Origin of the sequence: Ralstonia pickettii, from assembly GCF_000607165.1 — a bacterium.
GTDB classification, from domain to species: Bacteria; Pseudomonadota; Gammaproteobacteria; order Burkholderiales; family Burkholderiaceae; genus Ralstonia; species Ralstonia holmesii.
Map to the genome: position 1 here is coordinate 875,285 of NZ_JFZG01000006.1, position 21,605 is coordinate 896,889.

Here is a 21,605-nt window from a genome sequence, read left to right on the forward strand (position 1 = left end):
TCAGGCTTGGTCCTTTGTCAGCGCGGCCTGACGCGCATGATAGGCAGCAAGGCGTTCGGGCAACTGCAAAATAGCCTCGGCGTTGCTGCGCGAGAAGCACCGCGCGGCAGCCTCTTGGTACGGCAGCCATTCGGCCTGCACATGCTCGCGCGGTGACATCCGCACCGGCACCTTGCCGCTCACCAGCAAGCCAAACCAATGCTCGGTGTTGCGCGTAACGCCCGGCGCGTAGCGGTGCCGCCAGTGGGGGTAGATCTCGTATTCGATGTGGTGGCCCCAGTCGATCAGATGATGCTGGGCCGCGTCGATGCCGGTTTCTTCGAGCGCTTCGCGGCGGGCCGTGTCGGCCAGGGGCTCGTCGAGCGCATCGCAACTGCCCGTCACGGATTGCCAGAAGCCCGGATGGTCTGCCCGCTCCATCACCAACACGTGCAAATCGAGTGTGTGAATGACGACGAGAACGGAGACGGGAATCTTGTGCGACATGGGTGCGGTTGCTGCGTGCTTCGATGGGCGGCGCGATCGCGCTGCAAGGCAATAGCTTACCGCAGCCAGAAGCGTGCCACCGTGACGTTCAGCGTGCTGCCATGCCGTGGCAACAATCAGGCAGCCCGCAGCGGCCCTTGGCCAGTACGCGTGCGGGCGAGCCACAGCGCCGTCTCATCCGTCGCCGTTTCGTGACCAAGCTCGCGGCGAGCCACAGCAAGCAGCGGATCGAGCATCGCAGCATAGTCATCGGCCGCGCGCTGCGATTGCGCCCACAACGCTTCTGTACGCTCGCCGATTTGTTGGCGCAGCGCAGCGAGCTGTGCGGTCAATTCGCGTTCGCGATTGCCTAGCGTGTTGAATTTCTGGATGAGGAAGCGCTGTACATCGGTCTGCTCCGATTGCGCATTGGCTTGGTCGAAGCGTTCAACGATGGCCGAGGTCTCGCGCTCGATGCGATGCAGCTCGCTGGTGCCCTCACGCTCAGCGGTCTCCAGCGATTGCAGGGCGCGGCGTTCGGCCTGCAAAACACGTGCGTGGTCGGCAAAGCGGAGTTCTGCCGCCAAATGAGCTTCGGCCAGGGCGCGCGGTGTGTCGTAGACAAGCGGATGCACCGGCATGCCTGGTGCGGCCGGCGGCAACGCCGTCTCGGGCAAACGCAGGTTAGCGACCGCGTACAACCAACGCATCCGCTCCGCGGCAAGGTGACCCAGAGCGCGCATCGCCTCGATCAAACCCGGAGACGACGCCGATGCGGGTACTGGTGGATGTGCGCTCTGCGCCGCTGCCGCAATGTCGGGCACGCAAGCCGCAACCGTGGTGGCCACTGCCTCGGTCATGGCCAGGGCGGCACGCCGGGTGGCACGGCGAATTTCGAACCACGCCAGCGTCATCACCACCAGCGCGGCGATCAACCAAGTCAACAAGAACTCGGCATGTGCGGCGATCCATGTGCGCGCAAAGTCGATGTAGTCCATCTAAACACTCCTCCTTCGTTGTCACCCAACGTGACAGAAACGAAAGAGTCGGTTTAGCACGCAATGTTCCCGATTGCTGCACCTTGCCCGGCGGCCGCCCAAAAACAAACCGCGCCGCCCTTGTCAGGCGGCGCGGTTCTTTGTGAAGCGTCAGCGCGGGCGCTTAGGCAGTCGTTGCAGCCGTCGGCGCGGCCACTTTGGCCTCGGCAGCACGCAAGCGGATGTGCAGCTCGCGCAATTGCTTCTCGTCGACCGGGCTCGGTGCCTGCGTGAGCAGATCCTGCGCACGCTGCGTCTTCGGGAAGGCGATCACGTCGCGGATCGAATCCGCACCGGCCATCATCGTGACAACGCGGTCCAGACCGAACGCGATACCGCCGTGCGGAGGCGCACCGTACTGCAGTGCGTCGAGCAGGAAGCCGAACTTGGCACGCGCTTCCTCATCGTTGATCTTCAGCGCGCGGAACACCTTGCTCTGTACTTCTTCGCGGTAGATCCGCACCGAGCCGCCGCCGATTTCCCAGCCGTTGAGCACCATGTCGTAAGCCTTGGCGATGCACTTGCCCGGATCAGTTTCCAGGTATTCCAGGTGTTCGTCCTTCGGGCTCGTGAACGGGTGGTGCATGGCCACCCAGCGCGCGTCTTCCTCGTCGTACTCGAACATCGGGAAGTCGATCACCCACAGCGGCTTCCAGGCGTCTTCGAACAGCCCGTTGCTCTTGGCGAAGTCCGAATGACCGACCTTCAGGCGCAGCGCACCCATCGCGTCGTTGACCACCTTCGCGCGGTCAGCGCCGAAGAACAGGATGTCGCCATCTTGTGCGCCGCTGCGCTTGAGGATCTCGGCGATGGCCGCGTCGTGCAGGTTCTTCACGATCGGCGATTGCAGGCCGTCACGGCCCTTGGCCACTTCGTTGACCTTGATCCAGGCCAGGCCCTTGGCGCCGTAGATTTCGACGAACTTGGTGTATGCGTCGATATCGCCGCGCGACAGGGAAGCACCGCCCGGCACGCGCAGTGCTACGACGCGGCCGCCTTCTGCGTTGGCCGGGCTCGAGAACACCTTGAAGTCGACGTCCTTCATGGCGTCGGTCAGTTCGGTAAATTCGAGCTTGACGCGCAGGTCCGGCTTGTCCGAACCGAAGCGGGCCATCGCCTCGCGGAACTCCATCACCGGGAACTTGGCATCCAGCTCAACCGACATGGTGTTCTTGAACACCGTGCGGATCATCTCTTCAAAGAGGTCGCGGATTTCCTGCTCGGTCAGGAATGACGTTTCGCAGTCGATCTGGGTGAATTCGGGCTGGCGGTCAGCACGCAGGTCTTCATCGCGGAAGCACTTGGTGATCTGGTAGTAGCGGTCAAAGCCCGACACCATCAGCATCTGCTTGAAGAGCTGCGGCGATTGCGGCAGCGCGAAGAACTGGCCGGCGTTCACGCGCGACGGCACCAGGTAGTCGCGCGCGCCTTCCGGCGTGCTCTTGGTCAGCATCGGCGTTTCGATGTCGATGAAGCCCTTGTCGTCCAGGTACTTGCGCACTTCCATCGCAACCTTGTAGCGCAGGCGCAGGTTGTACTGCATCTGCGGGCGGCGCAGGTCCAGCACGCGGTGCGTGAGGCGCGTGGTTTCCGACAGGTTGTCGTCGTCCAGCTGGAACGGCGGCGTGACGGAAGCGTTGAGCACCGTCAGCTCGTGACACAGCACTTCGACCTTGCCGCTGGTCAGGTTGGCGTTGGTGGTGCCTTCCGGGCGGGCACGCACGACGCCCTTCACCTGCAGGCAGAACTCGTTGCGCACACCTTCAGCCACCTTGAACATCTCCGGGCGGTCCGGGTCGCACACGACCTGCACCAGGCCTTCACGGTCGCGCAAATCGATGAAGATCACGCCACCGTGGTCACGACGACGATGGGCCCAGCCCGACAGCGTGACGCTCTGGCCGAGCAGTTGTTCGGTGACCTGACCGCAGTATTGAGTACGCATTTGCATGTTGTGGTTTTCCGCGAAGCGCGCCGCCAAGAAAACGTCGCGCATGAAAGTTGATTGGGGGGCCGGGGTCGATTCGACTTCGTTCGTATCGCCGGCTCAGGGTGCCGCGATGGCGCCGCCCTCTGCAGGCAGCGCGGTCGGATTCGAAGGGTCGCGCGGCTCTTGAGCCGGCGACCGGTCCTCCGTCTTTGGCGAGGCATCGGGCGGGTCCATGCGGCGCGGCAGCGCTTCGGGCGCCACCACCCCCATCGACACGATGTACTTGAGCGCTGCATCCACCGTCATATCCAGCTCGATGGTGTCGGCCTTGGGCATCATCAGGAAGAAGCCCGACGTCGGGTTGGGCGTGGTCGGCACGTACACGCTGACGTACTCGCCCTGCAGATGATTCTCGACATCACCGCCGGGGCGGCCGGTCAGGAAGGCGATCGTCCATGAGCCTTCGCGCGGGTACTGCACCAGCAGCGCCTTGCGGAACGCATTGCCGTTGGACGACAGCAGTGTGTCCGACACCTGCTTCACGCTCGAATAGATCGGGCCGACCACAGGAATGCGGCCCACGAGCGCTTCCCACCACAGCACCAGCTTCTGACCGATGAAGTTGTGCGCCAGCACGCCGACGATCAGGATGAACGCCAGCGTGAGAATCGCGCCCACGCCGGGAATGCGCCGGCCAAACAGCTGATCTGGCTGCCATGCCGACGGCAGCAGCGCCAGGCTCTGGTCCATCGTGCCGATGATGAGCGACAGCACCCACAGCGTGATCGCAAGCGGGACAAGCACCAGAAGACCGGTTAGGAACCATGTCTTGAGTGCGCTGGTTTTCTGTTTCATGGGGCGATGGACCGAAAGGTGAGCGATGCGATCAGTGGCAAGCGCACGACGTGCCGCAACCACCGGACGCGGCCGGCGTGCTGGCACTGGTCGACGCGCTGTCCGACGACGCGGCAGCCGCCGCAGGCGCAGCGGCCTCCGTCTTGGCCGCCGAACCGGTTGCCGGAGCCGCAGCCGATGCGCCGCCCGAGCCACCGCGGAAGTCCGTCACGTACCAGCCCGAACCCTTGAGCTGGAAGCCGGCAGCGGTTAGCTGCTTCTTGAACGCCGGCGCGCCGCATGCGGGGCAATCCGTCAGCGGCGCGTCGCTCATCTTCTGCAGCACATCTTTGGCGTGGCCGCAGGCGTCGCATCGATAAGCATAGATCGGCATGGTGTCCTCACCCTGGAACAAACAAATGACAAGAAAGCGATTGGATTGCCCGCGCATCCCGCGAACACGGTGCGGGAAATAATGCACACGGGCTCACGCAAGATCGGGGCAGCTGTGCGCCATACAAGTGCTGGCGCGCAAAGCCTTGAATTATAAACCCTTTTAAGGGAATTCCCGACCGCAGATTCGGCGCGGGCGATGGCGATGCGCGACAAAGTGGCACACCGCGCACGCGTGCGCCGGGACGCTCAGGCTTGTGTGGCCGCCTTGGTAGTCGGCGCGCGGTTTGCGATCCACTGCGGTCCGAGCGAGCCGAGGACCATCGCGCCGAAGCTGGCCAAGAGGCCAACCAATTGTGGCGGAAGCATCGCATCTGGCAGGACCACTTCGCACCAGATCCATGCCGCGAGGCCCAGGATGATGGCCAGCAGACCACCCTGCTTCGTCGCGCGCTTCCAGAACAGACCGAAGGCCAGCGGCACGAAGGCGGCCACCAGCGTTACCTTGTAGGCACTTTCGACCATGTGGAAGATGGATAGGTGCGAGTTCAGCGCGAACAGCGTCACCAGCACCGTGAATGTCAGCACCACCGCCTGCATCACGCGCAGGAAGCGCTTGTCGTCCATGTTGGGCAACAGCGGGCGCAGCACGTTTTCGGCAAACGTTACGGACGGCGCCAGCAGTGTCGCGCTCGCGCAGCTCTTGATGGCCGACAGCAGCGCGCCAAAGAACATGACCTGCGCGAAGATCGGCGCATGCTGCAGCACCAGGTTCGGCAAAATCATCTGCGAGTCGGTATCGATGTACTTCGCGACCATCTCCGGGTCGATAAGCGTGGCGGAATACGCCAGAAACATCGGGACGAACGCAAACATGAAGTACAACACGCCGCCCAGCACCGAAGCCGTACCGGCAATGCGCTCGGTGCGCGATGACGTTACCCGCTGGAACACGTCCTGCTGCGGGATCGAGCCGAGCATCATGGTGATCCACGCTGTCACAAAGCCGATCACCTCGATCGGGTTGAACGCCGGCCAGAACGAGAACTTGCCCGAAGCCGCCGCGTGCGCCACCACCGTGCCCACGCCACCGGCCTGGCCCGACACCTCCCAGCCGATGTACAACATGCCGATCACGATGATGATCATCTGGATGAAGTCCGTCACCGCCACCGACCACATGCCGCCGAACAGCGTGTAGACGAGCACGCTGCCCGCGCCGATCATCATCCCGAGGTCTTGCGAAACCGCGCCGTCAGACACGGTGTAGAACACCAGGCCCAGCGCCTTGATCTGCGCCGCCACCCACCCCAGGTACGACACGACGATGCACAGGGTGGTCAGCGTCTCGGCTGCGCGGCCAAAACGGTTGCGATAGAAGTCCCCAATGGTGAGCAGGTTCATCCTGTACAGCGGCTTGGCGAAGAACAGACCCACCAAGATCAGGCACAGCGACGAACCGAACGGATCGGCCACCACACCGTGCAGGCCATCCTTGAGAAATTCTGCAGGAATCCCGAGCACCGCCTCGGAGCCGAACCAGGTGGCGAACACCGTGGCGGTCACGACATAGAACGGAAGGCTGCGTCCAGCCACGGCGAAATCGGCGGTACTGCGCACCCGCAGTGCAGCCCACAGGCCGATCCCGACCGAAATCACCCAGTAAACAATGACAAACCAGATCAGCATGGCAGCGCGGATAGAAGCTGGAAAACCCCATGGCAGCCCGGTTTTGGGCCCAGGGGTGCCGGGCAAAGTGGCCGGATTATAGCGATGGGACCGCGCGCCGGGGCATCGGTGCGACCACGAAGGCCGCCCCGTTTGCCAGATTTTTGGGCGACGGCCCGCAACGGGCGACGGCAGGCTTTTTGTTGACCACGGCCCATGTTGCTTTGCACCAACAGTGGCCGGGAAAACGGATCAATCGGCGCGACGGCGCCAGACTTGCCAGCGCTCGCGCCCGGCGAACACCGGAATCGAATCGGCTTCGGCGATGGGTATATCGCTGATGCGCTCGAACGCGTGCGACAGCAGCCCATCCAGCTCGGGTTGCGTGGTCTCGAACGGCGGCCCCTTGGGCGCCGCCTCTCGGCCTTCCACCACAGCAAAGAAGCCGGCCAGCAACCCGCCGGGCGGGAGCAGTTTCGCCACCTGTACGGCGTAGTCCGGCCACAGACGACGCGGCATCGCACACAGAAATGCGCGTTCGTAGATCCATTGCACCGGGCGCGGCGGCGAGAAACGGAAGAAATCCGCCAACTCCACGACGCCGGCATGCGGGCCCAGCAGGGTCTTGGCCGATGCCACGGCACTTGGCGCAAAGTCGATGGCCGTAACCGGCCAACCGCGGTCCGCCAGCCAGCCGGCCTCATAGGCGTTGCCGCAACCGGGAATCAGCGTGGAAAGCGGCGCAGGCTGCGCTTCACAGAATTGCCGGAACGCGCGGGGTACACCGGCGGCATCCCAGGGGGTGTGCTCGCGGCTGAACCGCTCGTCCCAGAAGGCGGGATCGGCGGCGTCACGGGATTGGAAGACGGGCGGCTGGGCCATGGCGCTGGGAAAGTGAAGACGAATCAGTAACGGGACATCCAGGCCAGCACATGCGTGGCGACGATGCCGACCGCGAAGCCACCGACGAACAGCAGCGCGGCGGACAACAGCCGGTTCGTGCGCTTTTGCTCGGCAAGCAGCGCGGTGAGCGCAGCGGTCTGCGCATTGCCGTCCTCGCGGGAGCGGCGATCCAGAATCTGGTACACCAGGCGCGGGAAGTCCGGCAACTTGTTGGCCCACTGGGGCGCCTCGACCTTCAGGCGCTCGACAAAACCGCGCCAGCCGATCTGCTCGTGCATCCAGCGTTCGAGGAACGGCTTGGCCGTTTTCCACAGGTCCAGATCCGGATCGAGCTGGCGGCCAAGGCCCTCCACGTTCAGCAGCGTCTTCTGCAGCAGCACAAGCTGCGGCTGCACTTCCACGTTGAAGCGGCGCGAGGTCTGGAACAGCCGCATCAGCACCAGGCCCAGCGAAATTTCACCCAGCGGCCGATCAAAATACGGCTCGCAGCACGCGCGGATGGCGCCTTCCAGCTCTTCCACGCGCGTCGCTTCCGGCGCCCAGCCGGACTCGATGTGCAGCACCGCCACGCGGTGGTAGTCGCGCTGGAAGAACGCCAGGAAATTCTGCGCGAGGTAGTTCTTGTCGAACTCCGAGAGCGCCCCGACGATGCCGAAATCCAGCGCAATATAGCGGCCCAGCGTCTCGGGTGCCACGCTCACGAGGATGTTTCCGGGGTGCATGTCGGCATGGAAAAACCCGTCGCGGAAGACCTGCGTGAAGAAAATCTCCACGCCGTCGCGCGCGAGCTTGTGCATGTCGACGCCGGCGGCGCGCAGCTCTTCGGTGTGCGAGATCCGCATGCCGTGCATGCGCTCCATCACGAACACCTCAGACGTGCACCAATCCCAGAAAACCTCGGGCACCAGCAGCAGGTCGGACTTGGCAAAATTGCGGCGCAACTGGCTGGCGTTGGCTGCCTCGCGCATCAGGTCAAGCTCGTCGTGCAGGTACTTGTCAAACTCGGCGACCACCTCGCGCGGCTTCAGCCGCTTGGCGTCGGCCCACAGCTTCTCCATCCAGGTGGCGAGGTCTCGCATGAGCGCGAGGTCGCTGTCGATCACGGGCAGCATGCCCGGACGCAGAACCTTGACTGCCACTTCGCGGCCGTCGTCCGGGCCGCCGCGCAGCGTGGCGAAATGCACCTGCGCAATCGACGCACTCGCCACCGGATGATGATCGAAACGATGGAACAGCGCCGACAGCGGCTTGCCGAGCGATTTCTCCACGATGGCCGCAGCCACCTTCGGGTCAAACGGCGGCACGCGATCCTGCAGCTTGGCCAGTTCGTCGGCTACATCGGGGGGGAGCAGATCTCGCCGCGTCGACAGCACCTGCCCGAACTTCACGAAGATCGGCCCGAGCTGCTCGAGCGCCAGGCGCAGGCGCTCGCCGCGCGGGAGCTTGGGCTTGCGACCCAGCGTCAGCAGCCAGACGAGCGCGCGAATGCGGCGGCTCTTGAAGCCCGACAACGCGAGCTGATCCAGCCCGTAATAGAGGATTACGAAAACGATCTTGCCCAGCCGGAAGAGGCGCGTCATGCCGATTCACCCTGGCGTACGGCCTGGGTGGCCGGTCGTGGAAATTTTTCGAGCCGCTCCAGCCGCTTGGCCAGACGCGCCTCGGCATCACGTAGTGCCGCCACATCGGCGGCGAACTGGGCGAGGCGCGCATGGCGCACGAGCGTCGGTTGCTCATCGGTCAGGTACGACGCCACCGATTCCGCCAGCGAACGGCTGACGCGCGTGGCCTCGGTGCGGGCGGCCTGCGCGCCGCTCACCATACGCTGCGCGATCACATCACCAAACACGCGCGACAGATCTTCCGCCGCATCCCAGCGCAGATTGCGCAGCAACGTCGACAGCACGTTGGCGAACTCGGCCTCGCCCTCGATGCGCACGTGCTTGAGCACGGCGGCCTGCCCGCCCGTGGCGTAGTCGCCTGCTGCAGCCGCGAGCGGCACGACAACAGTCACGGCTGGTTCAACGTCAGGCTGGGGGGCCGTCACCAAGCCGGCCGCGTCCACCTGCAACGACATCGACATGGGCGCCAGATCAAAGCGTGCGACGCGGCCCGCGAACGGCCGCAGCGTCTCCTGCGCCCAGGGCTCCTGGCGTAGCAGATGGTTGAGCGCGAGCAGCAGCGGCTGCATCAGCACAAGCGGAAACGAAGACGGAGACGAAGTGGCTGTCGAGGACATGCGGTGATGGTGCGCAAAAACAGCAAGGAAGCAGCAAAAAGCGGGCTAGCGGCGGGCAGCAAAAAGGGCCCGAACCAGACGGTCGGGCCCTATTTTACGGGGAATGTTGAAACGGCCGTTTTGCGGCGCTTCAAGTTGTTACAGCGTCACTGCAACTGCTGAATACCCGCCAGCACCCAGCCACCCGCACCCTGCGTCGGCTTGGTCAGGTTCCACACCTCGGCAAACGGCTGTGCGGGCGCGTTGGCTTCTTCGCGGATCATGCCCGAGAAGCGCACGCTCGCGAGGTACTCGGAGGCCTGCGTTTCGATCCCCAGCATTTCGGCTTCGACCGAAACCACGTCGGTCTTGTTGGGCGACGTGCCGCGGTCAGCCAGGTCCATTTTGATCTCGGCAAACATCTCCGGCGTGGTGAACTCGCGGATGTCGTTGAGATTGCCGGCATCCCAAGCGGCCTGCAGGCGGATGAAGTAAACCTTGGCGTTGCGCAGGAAGGCTTGCGTGTCGAAATCCGCCGGCACGCCCCATGGCTGCTGCGGTGCGGCTGCGGCAGGTTGTGCGTTGACGGCCTGCGCGCCGGAAGCGGCCGGACCACCCAGATTCCACGACTGTGCAGCGGTTGCCGCGCCAGCGCCCAGGCCAGACGTGTTGCCGGTGTTCAGCGATGCGGCTGCCGGGGCGGCAGGTTGCGGCACGTACGGCTCACGGTCGCCGCCAAGCGACGGGCCACCCGTGGCATAGGCCGGACCTTGCGGACGGCTGCCGCGCACCTTGCGGATGATCCACATCACCACGAAAGCGACAAGCGCGATCAGGATCAGGTTCGACAGCAAAGAGGCGAGGCCCGCGCCCAGACCGAACTTCGACAGCAGATAACCGATACCCAGACCGGCTGCCAAGCCACCCAGCATGCCGCCCCAGTTACGTCCAGGCTTTGCCGCCGGCGCAGCCGGAGCCGGTGCAGCGGGCGAGGGTTGCGCAGCCGGTGCGGCCTGCTGTGTCGGCGACGGCGTTGTGGCCGGCGGCGTCTGTTGGCGTTGCGTCACGGTGGACGACTGCTTGCCGACGCTGCGGCTGCCGCCCATGCGTTTGGCGTTGGCGTCAATCGCCGTGCCCAGTGCGAGCGTCGCGACCAGCGCGCCCGCCATCAATTTTCCACCCCAATGCAAACTCATCGCTGTCTTCTCTCCAATGGCAGTGACGCCCATTAGATGAAGACGTCAATGCGGAAATTCAATGTGAAGGATCGTGGCATATCGCCGCAGTGCACTACATCGCCCATCTGGTGGAACGACGAAAACACTTAGAGGCGACGGCCAACGTGCAGAGCCACGACACCCGCTGTCAGATTGAAGTATTCGACCGAGTCCAATCCGGCCTGTTCCATCATCTGCTTGAGCGTTTCCTGATCCGGGTGCATGCGGATGGACTCGGCCAGATAGCGGTAGCTCTCGGGGTCGCCCGCCACTTTGCTGCCCAGCCACGGCAGCACCTTGAATGAGTACACGTCGTAGGCCTTCTCCAACGGCTGCCACACCTTGGAGAACTCCAACACCATGACCTTGCCCCCTGGCTTCACTACGCGGCGCATTTCAGCGAGCGCGCGATCCTTGTGCGTCATGTTGCGCAAGCCGAATGCCACTGTCACCACATCGAAGTAAGCATTCGGAAAGGGAATGTGCTCGGCGTCGCACAGCGCGGTGGGGGTGAGCACACCGGCATCGAGCAGGCGGTCACGGCCGACGCGCAGCATGGACTCGTTGATGTCTGTCAGCCACACCTCGCCGGTGGGGCCGGCCTGGCGCGCAAAGGCCTTGGCAAGATCACCCGTGCCGCCAGCAATATCGAGCACCTTATAGCCCGGGCGCACCGCTGCCTGGGCTATAGTGAACATCTTCCACACGCGATGCAGGCCACCGGACATCAGGTCGTTCATCACGTCGTACTTGCTAGCGACGGAATGGAACACGCCGGCAACCTTGCCGGCTTTCTCCTGCTCATCGACCTGCTGGAATCCGAAGTGGGTTTGGCTCATGACAGAAAAGGATGCGGATGCGGCGTGCAGGCGCCGCGAAGTGAATCGGGAATCAGTGGCTGTGGCCGCAGGCGTGGCCAGCGTTTTCTGCCATTGGGGCGTCACGGTCGACGCCCGCAGCGGTCAGGCGATCGAGATACGCCTGCCACAGCGCGTCGTGCTCAATGCCGAGGCGGTACAGGTAGGCCCAATCGAAGATGCCGGAATCGTGGCCGTCGGAGAACAACGGCCGGATCGCGTAATTGCCCACCGGCTCGACGCCGATGATGCCCACCTCGCGCTTGCCGGTCTGCAGCACTTCCTGACCGGGCCCATGCCCCTGCACTTCGGCCGACGGCGAGAGCACGCGCAAGTATTCGAACGGCAGGCTGAACTGCTTGCCATCAGCAAAGGCGATCTCCAGCACGCGCGATTGCGTGTGCACGGTGATGCCGGTCGGGTGCGGGGTGTCGGCGGAAAGTCCGGCCATGAAAAACGTCTCGTTCGGTCTAAAAACTGTGTTTCAGGAAGCCGCCAGCGCCATGTGCGCAGGCTCTTCCACCACCCGATAGCTTACCGCAGTCAACGGATCGCCCTCGGGGATGTAGCGCAGGCGGCGATGGTGGAATCGTGCCACGGTGCTGCGATGTGCCACGCTGACGATGGTCACGTCAGGCATCGATTCGACCATCAGGCTGTACATGAATGCCTCGGTGTCTTCGTCGAGTGCGCTGGTGGCCTCGTCGAGGAAGAGGTAATCGGGGCGCTGCAGCAAAGCCCGCGCAAAAGCCAGGCGCTGCTGCTCGCCGGGGGACAGGCGAAGGCTCCAGTTGCTCACCTCGTCCAACAAGTCGGTCAGTGCCGGCAACCGGCACGCGTTCAGCACCTGGGTCAGACGCTCAGCGGTGTACTGGGTAGCCAGATCCGGATACGACAGCGCATCGGCCAGCGTGCCCGACGGCAGATAGCTGCGCTGCGGCAGGAACAGCACGCGGGCATCGTCCGGCACCTCGATGCGGCCGCTGCCATACGGCCAGATGCCGGCCACGGCGCGCACCAGCGTGCTTTTGCCGCAGCCCGACGGGCCGTTGACGAGCACGCGCTCACCGCGTGCGAGCGTCATGTCGAATGGCTCGACCAGCAGATCCTCGGGCTTGCGGTTTGGGAGGTTCAGCGCAAGAGCACGGGCTTCGATGGCGGGTACGGCTGCGATTTCGACCTCGACGTCGCGCACGCCGGCGCGGTGCTCTTCTTCACGCTCGGCGGCGCGGATGGCGCGCTGGAATTCGATCAACCGGTTGGTGGAAGCTTTCCAGGTGACCAGCGTGCGGTAGTTCGTGACAAACCACGACATCGCGTCCTGCACCTGTCCGAACGCCGTGGCGACCTGCATCATCCCGCCCAGCGTAAGCGTGCCACCAAAATAGCGCGGCGCCGACACCAGAAACGGAAAGATGATGGCGAACTGCGCATAGCCGGAACTGGCGAAAGTCAGGCGCCGCGTGTAGTCCATCAACTGATTCCAGTTGGTGCGGATGCGTTCGAAACGGCCGCGCAGGATGGCTTTCTCGGTGGGCTCGCCGCGGTACAGGGCGATGCTCTCGCTGTTTTCGCGCACGCGCATGAGCAGAAAACGGAAGTACGCCTCGTAACGTTCCTGCTGGAACGACAGCCCGATCAGCGGCCGCCCCACAAAGTGGATGATGACCGAGCCTACGATCGAGTACAGCAGCGCAAACCACACCATGTAGCCCGGAATCACGAAGTCGTGGCCGCCCAGGCTGAACGCCAGCGGCCCCGACACTGCCCACAGGATGCCGAAGAACGACACCAGCGTCACAGCCGAATTCAGGAACCCCAGCGCCAAGGTAAGCGTCGCATCGGTGAAGGTGCGCAGGTCGTCGGCAATCCGCTGGTCGGGGTTGTCGGCGCTGCGCGTCTGTTCCAGGCGGTAGAACGCCTGCTTGCCAAGCCAGTCGTCGAGGAAGCTGCCGGTAATCCACGTCCGCCAGCGCATCTGCAACATCATCGAGTAGTACAGCCGCATGATCGAGCCAATGATCAGCAGCGCGGCAATCCATGAGAAACGCAGCAACTGCGCCCAGAACTCGCCGTAGTTCTTCTGCTCGAGCGCGTTGTAGAAAAGCCGGTTCCAATCGGTGAACAGCACGTTCATGAACACCAGGAACAGGTTCAGGCCGATCACCAGGGCAAGCAGCCCCCAGGCCTTGTGGCGATCTTCCGAAAACCAGTACGGGCGAATCAGTTGCCATGTCTCCGAGAGATTCAACCGCCCATGGTGGACGGTCAGTTCGGAGATGGAATCCTTGTGGGAATCGGGTGTGGCGGCGGTGCGCGGTGTCGTCATGGCGAGGGCGTTGGCGCAACAGAAAGAGAATCAGACGTCGTGTGCGCCACAGGGGTTCCGCGCACGACGTGGCGATGCGTTACCAGGCGTTACCCAGCGCTACCGCCGACGGGGCTCAAGCGTCGGCGAGCGCCGCTTGGAGCGCGTACGACAACGCTGGCAACTTGGCCGTGATCTCGGCCATGCGCGCGGTATCGGGCGCGCGCTGCTCGGGGCCCCACACGGCTTCTGGAAAATGCGTGTCCCACCGATAGCGCGGAATGACGTGCCAATGCAGATGCGGCACGAAATTGCCGAAGCTGGCGAGGTTGATCTTGTCCGGGGCCAGTTCGGCGCGCAACACCCGCTCAACACGGGTGACAACTTCCATCAGCCAGTGGCGATCGGCGTCAGACAAGTCGGTCTGCTCGGCCACGTGGTCGTTCCAGATGATGCGGCAGAATCCCGGAAAGCGCGCGTGCTCGACCAGCACCACGCGCGCCTTGGCATTACGCCAGACAGGCTCGCCGCCATCCGCCTCGCACAGCGCGCAGCCTGGCGTCCGCTCGATTATCGTCACACCAGCACGCGCTCGATGCCGCCGGCGTTGGCCTGCGCAACGTAGTCCTGCAGCCAGGTCTCGCCGAGCACATGACGCGCCATCTCGACCACGATGTAGTCGGCCTGCACCGAGACATCTTCGGTGTAGCGCGACAGACCCTGCAGACACGCCGGGCAGCTTGTGAGGATCTTCACATCGCCGTTGAACGCCTCGCCCTGGCCGTTGGTCTGGCCAAGGCTGCGCAGCTTGTCGGCGCCCTTCTGCATCTCCTCTTCCTTGCGGAAGCGGACCTGCGTGGAGATGTCCGGCCGCGAGATCGCCAGTGTGCCCGACTCACCGCAACAGCGATCGTTCTTCTCGATTGCGCGGGTCTGGCCGTCGGCGCCGATGTTGCCGCCCATCAGCTGGTTGACCAGCTTGGTCGGGTCCATGGTCTTGATCGGGGTGTGACAGGGGTCGTGGTACATGTACCGCGTGCCCTGCACACCATCGATCTTCACGCCCTTCTCCAGCAGGTATTCGTGAATGTCGATGATCCGGCAGCCCGGGAAGATCTTGTCGAATTCATATCCGGCAAGCTGGTCGTAGCAGGTGCCGCAGCTCACCACCACCGTCTTGATGTCGAGGTAGTTGAGCGTGTTGGCCACGCGGTGGAACAGCACGCGGTTGTCGGTGACGATCTTCTCGGCCTTGTCGAACTGGCCCGTGCCGCGCTGCGGATAACCGCAGCACAGGTAACCCGGCGGGAGCACCGTTTGCACGCCGGCGTGCCACAGCATTGCCTGCGTGGCCAGACCCACCTGCGAGAACAGGCGCTCCGAACCGCAGCCTGGGAAGTAGAAGACCGCCTCGCTGTCCGGCGTGGTCGCCTTCGGATTGCGGATGATCGGGACGATCTCGTTGTCCTCGATATCCAGCAACGCGCGCGCGGTCTTCTTGGGCAGGTTGCCCGGCATCTTCTTGTTGATGAAGTGAATCACCTGCTCGCGCACCGGCGGCTTGCCCACCGTGGCTGGCGGACGGGCGGTCTGCTTCTTGGCGAACTTCTTCAGGATGTCGTTGCCCAGACGCTGCGCCTTGTAGCCCCAGTCGAACATCACCTTGCGCGTGAGGTTGATGGTCTCGGGGTTGGTCGCGTTCAGGTAGAACATCGCCGCTGCGGTGCCGGGGTTGAATTTCTTCTGCCCCATCTTGCGCAGCAGGTTGCGCATGTTCATCGACACATCGCCGAAGTCGATCTTGACCGGGCACGGCGTCACGCACTTGTGGCAGACCGTGCAGTGGTCGCCCACATCGGCAAATTCTTCCCAGTGTTTGACCGACACGCCGCGACGCGTCTGCTCTTCGTACAGGAAGGCCTCGATGAGCAGCGAAGTGGCAAGAATCTTGTTGCGCGGGCTGTACAGAAGGTTGGCGCGCGGCACGTGCGTGGCGCACACCGGCTTGCACTTGCCGCAGCGCAGGCAGTCCTTGATCGACTCCGAGATGGCGCCGATGTCGCTCTGCTGCATGATGATCGACTCGTGCCCCATCAGGCCGAACGACGGCGTATAGGCGTTGCGCAGATCAGCAGCCAGACCTTGCGGGTCGTTGATGTCGCGCAGCAGCTTGCCCTTGTTGAAGCGGCCGTTCGGATCGACGCGGCGCTTGTAGGCAGCAAAGTCGGCGATCTCTTCGTCGGTCAGGAATTCCAACTTGGTGATGCCGATGCCGTGCTCGCCCGAGATCACACCGTCCAGCGAACGGGCGAGCGTCATGATGCGGGCCACCGCCTTGTGGGCGTCCTGCAGCATGTCGTAGTCATCCGAGTTGACAGGGATGTTGGTGTGCACGTTGCCGTCGCCGGCGTGCATGTGCAGCGCCACGAACACGCGGCCGCGCAGCACTTTCTTGTGGATCGCCTGGGCCTCGTCGAGGATCGGCTTGAACTCGCCACCGTTGAAGATCTTGCGCAGCTCGGCGCGAATCTCCGACTTCCACGACACGCGAATCGTACGATCCTGCAGCAGGTGGAACAGGTTCGCGTCGGGCTGATTCACCAGACGGTCATCGATGGTCTGCGCCAGGTAGCCCAGGCCGAGGCCAATGAGGCTGGCGCGCGCAGCCGTAACGGGCGTATCGAGATGGTCCAGCAGGTATTGCCAACGTGCACGCGTGGCACGCAGCAGTTGCTGCGCCTGTTGCACGCGGTCTTCCAGCAGTTCGGCGCTGGGGATCTCGTTGGCGTCGTCGGTGCGACCGAGCGGCAGGTTGCTGCCGGCGAAGAAATCGAGCAGCGCGTCGGTCAGCTTGAGCTTGCTCTTGATCGACAGCTCGATGTTGATGCGCTCGATGCCGTCGGTGTACTCGCCCATGCGATTGAGCGGGATCACCACGTCTTCGTTGATCTTGAAGGCGTTGGTGTGCTTCGCAATCGCTGCCGTGCGCGAGCGGTCCAGCCAGAATTTCTTGCGTGCCTCGGGGCTCACGGCCACGAAACCTTCGCCGCTCTTGCCGTTGGCCAGACGGATCACCTCCGACGTGGCGCGCGCCACGGCATCATCGTCGTCGCCAACGATGTCACCGATCAGCACCATCTTCGGAAACGCGTTGCGCTTGCTCTTGGTGGCATAGCCGACCGCGCGCAGGTAGCGCTCATCCAGATGCTCCAGACCCGCGAGGATCGCGCCGCCGGGCTTCTTCGTCTCGGCGTCGAGGTAATCCTTGATCTCGACGATGCTCGGGATCGCGTCGCGCGCCTGGCCGAAGAACTCCAGGCACACGGTGCGGATCGACTTGGGCATCCGATGCAAAATCCAGCGTGCGCTGGTGATGATGCCGTCGCAGCCTTCCTTCTGCACGCCGGGCAAGCCGGCCAGGAACTTGTCGGTGACGTCCTTGCCCAGCCCTTCCTTGCGGAACTTGCGGCCTTCGATGGTCAGCGTCTCGGTGCGCAGCAGCTTGGCTCCGACCGGCGCGTTGCCGTCGAACCACTTCAGCTCGAACATGACGACCGGCGCGTCGTGGATCTTGCCGAGGTTGTGATTGAGGCGCTGGACTTCCAGCCAGTTGCCGTCCGGATCAACCATGCGCCACCAGGCGAGGTTATCCAGCGCGGTGCCCCACAGCACAGCCTTCTTGCCGCCGGCGTTCATGGCGACGTTACCGCCAATGCACGACGCGTCGATCGAGGTCGGGTCCACGGCGAAGACGAGGCCGGCCTTCTCCGCCGCATCCGCCACGCGACGCGTCACCACGCCGGCGCCCGAGTAGATGGTCGCCACGGGATGGTCAACGCCAGGCAGGTCGGTCATCTCGACCGCATCCAGACGCTCCAGCTTTTCCGTATTGATGACGGCCGAGAACGGCGTGAGTGGCACGGCGCCGCCGGTGTAGCCGGTACCGCCTCCGCGCGGGATGATGGTCAGACCCAGCTCGAAGCAGCCCTTGACGATCCCGGCGATCTCTTCTTCCGTATCGGGCGTGAGCACAACGAACGGATATTCAACGCGCCAGTCGGTGGCGTCGGTCACGTGCGACACCCGCGACAGGCCGTCGAACTTGATGTTGTCCTTCGCGGTGACGCGGCCGAGCACCTTCTGGGCGCGACGGCGCAGGTCGTACACCTGGGCGAATTCTTCCTGGAACGCCTTGACGGCACGGCGGGCATGCACGACCAGTTGCTCGACCTTGCTGGCACGCTCGTCGCCCACCGGATCGTGGTGCGAATCGTGGTCGGCCACGCGGCGCTTCTCGATCTCCGCCAGGCGGTGATTGAGTGCGTCGATCAACATCTGACGGCGCTTCGGGTTGTCGAGCAGGTCGTCCTGAAGATAGGGGTTGCGGCGCACCACCCAGACGTCGCCCAACACTTCGTACAGCATGCGTGCCGATCGGCCGGTGCGGCGCTCGGCGCGCAGTTCGTCCAGGATCTGCCACGCAGACTCGCCCAGCAGACGGATGACGATTTCCCGATCCGAGAACGAGGTGTAGTTGTAGGGAATCTCGCGCAGCCGGGGCGCAGCGTCCTGCGCCGTGAGTTTGGCGTCGATCAGAAGTGGGGCATTCATGGCGTGCCGCTGGGGAGGGAGGCGCGGCAAAGAGGGCTCAAGCCGCGCGGTCTTTAAAGGGCGATTGTACTGCAACGCGCAGCGTTGATGCGTTGCAGCAACGGTATCCCTGCCAGTGATATGGGCGGCAAAACCGTCGCGTTTTCAATGGCTTGCGGAAAGCGCACGACCGCTAAAGTGCCGCATACGCCACGCAAACGTCACATCATCACGCCCTTGATCCAACCCAGGATGCCATGCCAGAAGCCGTCGGGCAGGGTCATCAGGGCCGCAGTCATGGCCAGATAGCGTAAAAATTTGCCGATGGCCATGTACATGGCGCTGGGCCAGAACTTCAGGCGCAGCCAGCCGGCCAGCGTGCAGAGCGGGTCGCCAATGCCCGGCAGCCACGACACCAGCAGCGACACCGGCCCGATGCGGCGCATCCAGCGGAAGTATTTTTTGTCGAGCGGGGGCTCACGGTGGCGCTTGGGATGCGGCACGTGCTGGACATGCTCGGTGTTGTGCTGACGGCGGCGGCGCGCAAGGTGGTAGCGCACCAGCGCCAGCTTGGCCGCATAGCCCATCCACCAATCGACCACGCCGCCCAGTGTGTTGCCGAGCGTGGCCACGATGATGGCCGGCCAGAACATGTCCGGATTGAGCTTGATGTACGCAAAAACCGCCGGCTCGGAGCCCAGCGGCAAGAGGGTCGCCGAAATGAAACTGACGACGAAGATGGCAGGCAGCCCAACCTTTGGCAGGGCGAGCGTGGCAAAAAGCGTGTCGATCCACTGTTCCATGCAGTCGATTGTAGAGGGCGGGCGGCTGCGGCGTCGCTTGGGGGCCGCCCTAGCCGGTCAGGCGAAGAACAGGTAAGCGACAAGCACGGCGCCGATCAGCCCGATCAGGTCGGCCCACAGCCCACATGCCAGCGCGTAACGCGTGTCCTTGATGCCAACGCTGCCGAAGTACACGGCCAGCACGTAGAACGTGGTCTCGGTCGAACCCTGGATGATGGCCGCCAGCTTGCCCTGGAAGGAATCCACGCCGTAAGTGGTCATCACATCAACCATCAGGCCGCGCGCACCGGCGCCGGACAACGTCTTCATCAGCCCAACGGGCAGAGCCGGCACAAAACGCGTGTCGATGCCCAGGTGCGCGAACAGCGCGGAAAGCCCCTGCATCAGGAAATCCATGCAACCCGCCGCGCGAAACACGGCAATGCCCACCAGCACCGCCACCAGATACGGGACGATGCCGATCGCCACCTGGAAGCCATCCTTGGCGCCATCGACGAAGGTTTCATACACGTTGATGCGGCGAAGTGCCCCGCATACCAGGAACGCCACGACGATGGTGAGGATGGCGCCCGCGCCGATCAGGCCGATCCAGGCCGCCATCTGCTGCGGCGGAAACTGGCGCAGCCAGGCAAACAGCAGCCCCATCAGCGCGACGAAGCCCCCGAAATACGCCAGCAGCGCAGGCTTGAAGAGGTTGATGCGCTGATACCACGCCACCGCCGCGATGCCCGCGCAGAAGCCGATGAACGTGGACAGCAAGGTCGGCAGGAAGATGTCTGCCGCGTTGAAACCGACCAGGCCCTGCTTGACTGCCATGGCCTGGCGGATGGCGATGACGGACGTCGGCACCAGCGTCACCCCCGCCGTGTTGAGCACCACGAACATCAACTGCGCGTCGCTGGCGCGCTGCGGCTGCGGGTTGATCTGCTGCAACTCGCGCATGGCCTGTAGGCCGAGCGGCGTAGCGGCGTTGTCCAGCCCGAGCACGTTGGCCGAGACGTTCATCATCATCGCGCCGTTGGCGGGGTGGCCGGCGGGCACGGAAGGAAACAGGTGCCGCATCAGCGGGTTCACGAGCCGCGCGAACAGATCGACCACGCCGGCGCGCTCGCCCACGCGCATGATGCCCAGCCACAGCGCCATCATGCCGGTCAGGCCGATCGCAATTTCGAAACCGGTGCGCGCGGCATCGAACATGCCGGTCAGCATGCGGGAAAAGACCTCCATGTCGCCCTGCACCACCTGGACGCATGCGGTAACGAAGGCAACGAGGAAGAAGGCGAGCCAGACGAGGTTCAGGGCCACGGAGGTTGCGCGTTGGTGTCGGACAAGCCGGTCATTGTGCCTGCGGCGGCGTCTCGATCGGATGGATCAGGTGGAAATTGTCGTAGTCGACCGACGTGACGCCGCCCTCGTCGCGGATAAGGTCGGCATAGCGATAGTTCCAGCGGATGTCGTCGTGCCGCCAGGAATGACGCGCCTGCACGGTTTGCGCCGCGGTCTCGTCGGCGCCTTCGATCGTGAGCAGCAGCAAGGCGTCACCGGCGGCGAGCGATTCTGCGGTGGCGCCATGCAGCGGGCTGGTTTCGTCGATCACGTGCATCATCACCCAGCCCAGCAGAAAGATCGGGTGCTCGCTGCGCTCAAGCTTCAGGTCGTGGATCTTGTAGATCGAGTAGCCCTCTGGCGAGACCTCATCCTGCATCAGGCGCAGCCGGGCGGTGGCCTCTGCGATGACGTTCTGGCGCGCATTGGCCGCCCGCAGCATCAACGTGGACTTACCGTTGAGCGGCCGCACGACAACGTTGCGCGCAAACATGATCTTGGCGCGCGGGCGCGAGAACCGCGCAAATACCAGCCCCGTCGCCATGGCAATGCCCGACATGCCGATGAAGATCTCCAGCGTGGCGATGACGTGGGCGTAGAGCGTTTGCGGGTGCATGTCGCCGTAACCGACGGTGGCGAGGGTCTCGACGCTGAAGAAGAATGCCCCCACGAAACCCGGCGGCGACTGGTTCGCGATCGCGCCGTCACCCAACGAATACAGCCCCGCGAATACCGCGTTGAGCGCCAGGAACAGCGTGGCCAGCAGCGCGAAGAAGGTGGGCCAGTTGACTTCAAGCGCGTGGTGATAGAGGTCACGCCAGCCCAGCGGAGGCATGCCGTAAGCAACGACGTGCTGCGTGCCGGACCAGACTTTGCGGCCCCGGCGCGCACGTCCGGCACGCTCGGAGGAAGACGACGGGGTGTTCATGGAGGCCTCTCGCCGATGATGCGCTGCGCCCGCCCGGGCACGGCCGGGGCAGTGTACCGACCGGCACGCAGGTCCGGCAAGGCGGGCAAGGCGCCGCGTGATAGGCTTACGGGCTCTGTTCACGTCCA

The 21,605-nt window shown here is 64.0% G+C and carries 18 protein-coding genes; all 18 read right to left on the reverse strand.

Going from position 1 to position 21,605, the window contains the following annotated elements; translation table 11 throughout:
* The 18 genes from nudB to BG83_RS0110460 all read right to left on the reverse strand — a co-directional run bounded on the left by nudB (position 1) and on the right by BG83_RS0110460 (position 21,477).
* Positions 1–486 (reverse strand): dihydroneopterin triphosphate diphosphatase, encoded by a 486-nt coding sequence (nudB, locus tag BG83_RS0110375; protein ID WP_024976657.1) that lies wholly within the window; start codon positions 484–486, stop codon positions 1–3.
* Between the two features lie 116 nt (positions 487–602).
* On the reverse strand, positions 603–1,463 hold the full coding sequence (locus tag BG83_RS0110380; protein WP_024976658.1) for a hypothetical protein: 861 nt from the start codon (positions 1,461–1,463) through the stop codon (positions 603–605).
* 163 nt (positions 1,464–1,626) lie between these two features.
* Positions 1,627–3,498 carry an aspartate--tRNA ligase gene (aspS, locus tag BG83_RS0110385; RefSeq protein WP_024976659.1) on the reverse strand — a complete coding sequence of 624 codons (1,872 nt, stop codon included), beginning with the start codon at positions 3,496–3,498 and terminating at the stop codon, positions 1,627–1,629.
* Between the two features lie 51 nt (positions 3,499–3,549).
* Positions 3,550–4,287: a DUF502 domain-containing protein gene (locus tag BG83_RS0110390; RefSeq protein WP_024976660.1), complete on the reverse strand. Its 738-nt coding sequence runs from the start codon at positions 4,285–4,287 to the stop codon at positions 3,550–3,552.
* Positions 4,288–4,318: 31 nt separating this feature from the next.
* Positions 4,319–4,660 (reverse strand): FmdB family zinc ribbon protein, encoded by a 342-nt coding sequence (locus BG83_RS0110395; protein WP_024976661.1) that lies wholly within the window; start codon positions 4,658–4,660, stop codon positions 4,319–4,321.
* Positions 4,661–4,908: 248 nt separating this feature from the next.
* Positions 4,909–6,348, reverse strand: coding sequence for a sodium:solute symporter family protein (locus tag BG83_RS0110400; RefSeq protein ID WP_024976662.1), 1,440 nt, complete (start codon positions 6,346–6,348; stop codon positions 4,909–4,911).
* 231 nt (positions 6,349–6,579) lie between these two features.
* Entirely contained in the window at positions 6,580–7,209 is a 630-nt protein-coding gene (locus tag BG83_RS0110405) for an SAM-dependent methyltransferase (protein WP_024976663.1), read from the reverse strand.
* Positions 7,210–7,232: 23 nt separating this feature from the next.
* Entirely contained in the window at positions 7,233–8,810 is a 1,578-nt protein-coding gene (gene ubiB / locus BG83_RS0110410) for a ubiquinone biosynthesis regulatory protein kinase UbiB (RefSeq protein ID WP_024976664.1), read from the reverse strand.
* Positions 8,807–9,469, reverse strand: a complete 663-nt coding sequence (locus BG83_RS0110415; protein WP_024976665.1) for a ubiquinone biosynthesis accessory factor UbiJ — start codon at positions 9,467–9,469, stop codon at positions 8,807–8,809. The genes ubiB and BG83_RS0110415 overlap by 4 nt, the downstream gene beginning before the upstream one ends.
* A 146-nt stretch (positions 9,470–9,615) precedes the next feature.
* A complete protein-coding gene (locus tag BG83_RS0110420; protein WP_200869037.1) occupies positions 9,616–10,644 on the reverse strand; it encodes a Tim44 domain-containing protein in 1,029 nt (342 codons plus the stop codon).
* Between the two features lie 128 nt (positions 10,645–10,772).
* Complete coding sequence (gene ubiE / locus BG83_RS0110425; protein WP_004633265.1) at positions 10,773–11,504, reverse strand: bifunctional demethylmenaquinone methyltransferase/2-methoxy-6-polyprenyl-1,4-benzoquinol methylase UbiE; 732 nt, start codon at positions 11,502–11,504, stop codon at positions 10,773–10,775.
* Between the two features lie 52 nt (positions 11,505–11,556).
* Positions 11,557–11,973 carry a gamma-butyrobetaine hydroxylase-like domain-containing protein gene (locus BG83_RS0110430; RefSeq protein WP_024976667.1) on the reverse strand — a complete coding sequence of 139 codons (417 nt, stop codon included), beginning with the start codon at positions 11,971–11,973 and terminating at the stop codon, positions 11,557–11,559.
* A gap of 33 nt (positions 11,974–12,006) precedes the next feature.
* Entirely contained in the window at positions 12,007–13,851 is a 1,845-nt protein-coding gene (locus BG83_RS0110435; protein WP_024976668.1) for an ABC transporter ATP-binding protein/permease, read from the reverse strand.
* Positions 13,852–13,966: 115 nt separating this feature from the next.
* Positions 13,967–14,410: an HIT family protein gene (locus BG83_RS0110440; protein ID WP_200869038.1), complete on the reverse strand. Its 444-nt coding sequence runs from the start codon at positions 14,408–14,410 to the stop codon at positions 13,967–13,969.
* Positions 14,407–18,441: a DUF3683 domain-containing protein gene (locus BG83_RS0110445; protein WP_024976670.1), complete on the reverse strand. Its 4,035-nt coding sequence runs from the start codon at positions 18,439–18,441 to the stop codon at positions 14,407–14,409. Before BG83_RS0110445 ends, BG83_RS0110440 begins: the two co-directional genes overlap by 4 nt.
* A gap of 200 nt (positions 18,442–18,641) precedes the next feature.
* Complete coding sequence (locus BG83_RS0110450; protein WP_024976671.1) at positions 18,642–19,223, reverse strand: YqaA family protein; 582 nt, start codon at positions 19,221–19,223, stop codon at positions 18,642–18,644.
* 57 nt (positions 19,224–19,280) lie between these two features.
* Positions 19,281–20,528 carry a nucleoside recognition domain-containing protein gene (locus BG83_RS0110455; protein ID WP_024976672.1) on the reverse strand — a complete coding sequence of 416 codons (1,248 nt, stop codon included), beginning with the start codon at positions 20,526–20,528 and terminating at the stop codon, positions 19,281–19,283.
* Positions 20,529–20,559: 31 nt separating this feature from the next.
* Positions 20,560–21,477 (reverse strand): ion channel, encoded by a 918-nt coding sequence (locus BG83_RS0110460; protein WP_024976673.1) that lies wholly within the window; start codon positions 21,475–21,477, stop codon positions 20,560–20,562.
* Positions 21,478–21,605 lie beyond the last annotated feature (128 nt).

Coding starts and splice junctions, on each gene's coding strand:
- nudB (WP_024976657.1), bottom strand. CDS start 486: ATGTCGCACAAGATTCCCGTCTCCGTTCTCGTCGTCATTCACACACTC.
- BG83_RS0110380 (WP_024976658.1), bottom strand. CDS start 1,463: ATGGACTACATCGACTTTGCGCGCACATGGATCGCCGCACATGCCGAG.
- aspS (WP_024976659.1), bottom strand. CDS start 3,498: ATGCGCGACGTTTTCTTGGCGGCGCGCTTCGCGGAAAACCACAACATG.
- BG83_RS0110390 (WP_024976660.1), bottom strand. CDS start 4,287: ATGAAACAGAAAACCAGCGCACTCAAGACATGGTTCCTAACCGGTCTT.
- BG83_RS0110395 (WP_024976661.1), bottom strand. CDS start 4,660: ATGCCGATCTATGCTTATCGATGCGACGCCTGCGGCCACGCCAAAGAT.
- BG83_RS0110400 (WP_024976662.1), bottom strand. CDS start 6,348: ATGCTGATCTGGTTTGTCATTGTTTACTGGGTGATTTCGGTCGGGATC.
- BG83_RS0110405 (WP_024976663.1), bottom strand. CDS start 7,209: ATGGCCCAGCCGCCCGTCTTCCAATCCCGTGACGCCGCCGATCCCGCC.
- ubiB (WP_024976664.1), bottom strand. CDS start 8,810: ATGACGCGCCTCTTCCGGCTGGGCAAGATCGTTTTCGTAATCCTCTAT.
- BG83_RS0110415 (WP_024976665.1), bottom strand. CDS start 9,469: ATGTCCTCGACAGCCACTTCGTCTCCGTCTTCGTTTCCGCTTGTGCTG.
- BG83_RS0110420 (WP_200869037.1), bottom strand. CDS start 10,644: ATGAGTTTGCATTGGGGTGGAAAATTGATGGCGGGCGCGCTGGTCGCG.
- ubiE (WP_004633265.1), bottom strand. CDS start 11,504: ATGAGCCAAACCCACTTCGGATTCCAGCAGGTCGATGAGCAGGAGAAA.
- BG83_RS0110430 (WP_024976667.1), bottom strand. CDS start 11,973: ATGGCCGGACTTTCCGCCGACACCCCGCACCCGACCGGCATCACCGTG.
- BG83_RS0110435 (WP_024976668.1), bottom strand. CDS start 13,851: ATGACGACACCGCGCACCGCCGCCACACCCGATTCCCACAAGGATTCC.
- BG83_RS0110445 (WP_024976670.1), bottom strand. CDS start 18,441: ATGAATGCCCCACTTCTGATCGACGCCAAACTCACGGCGCAGGACGCT.
- BG83_RS0110450 (WP_024976671.1), bottom strand. CDS start 19,223: ATGGAACAGTGGATCGACACGCTTTTTGCCACGCTCGCCCTGCCAAAG.
- BG83_RS0110460 (WP_024976673.1), bottom strand. CDS start 21,477: ATGAACACCCCGTCGTCTTCCTCCGAGCGTGCCGGACGTGCGCGCCGG.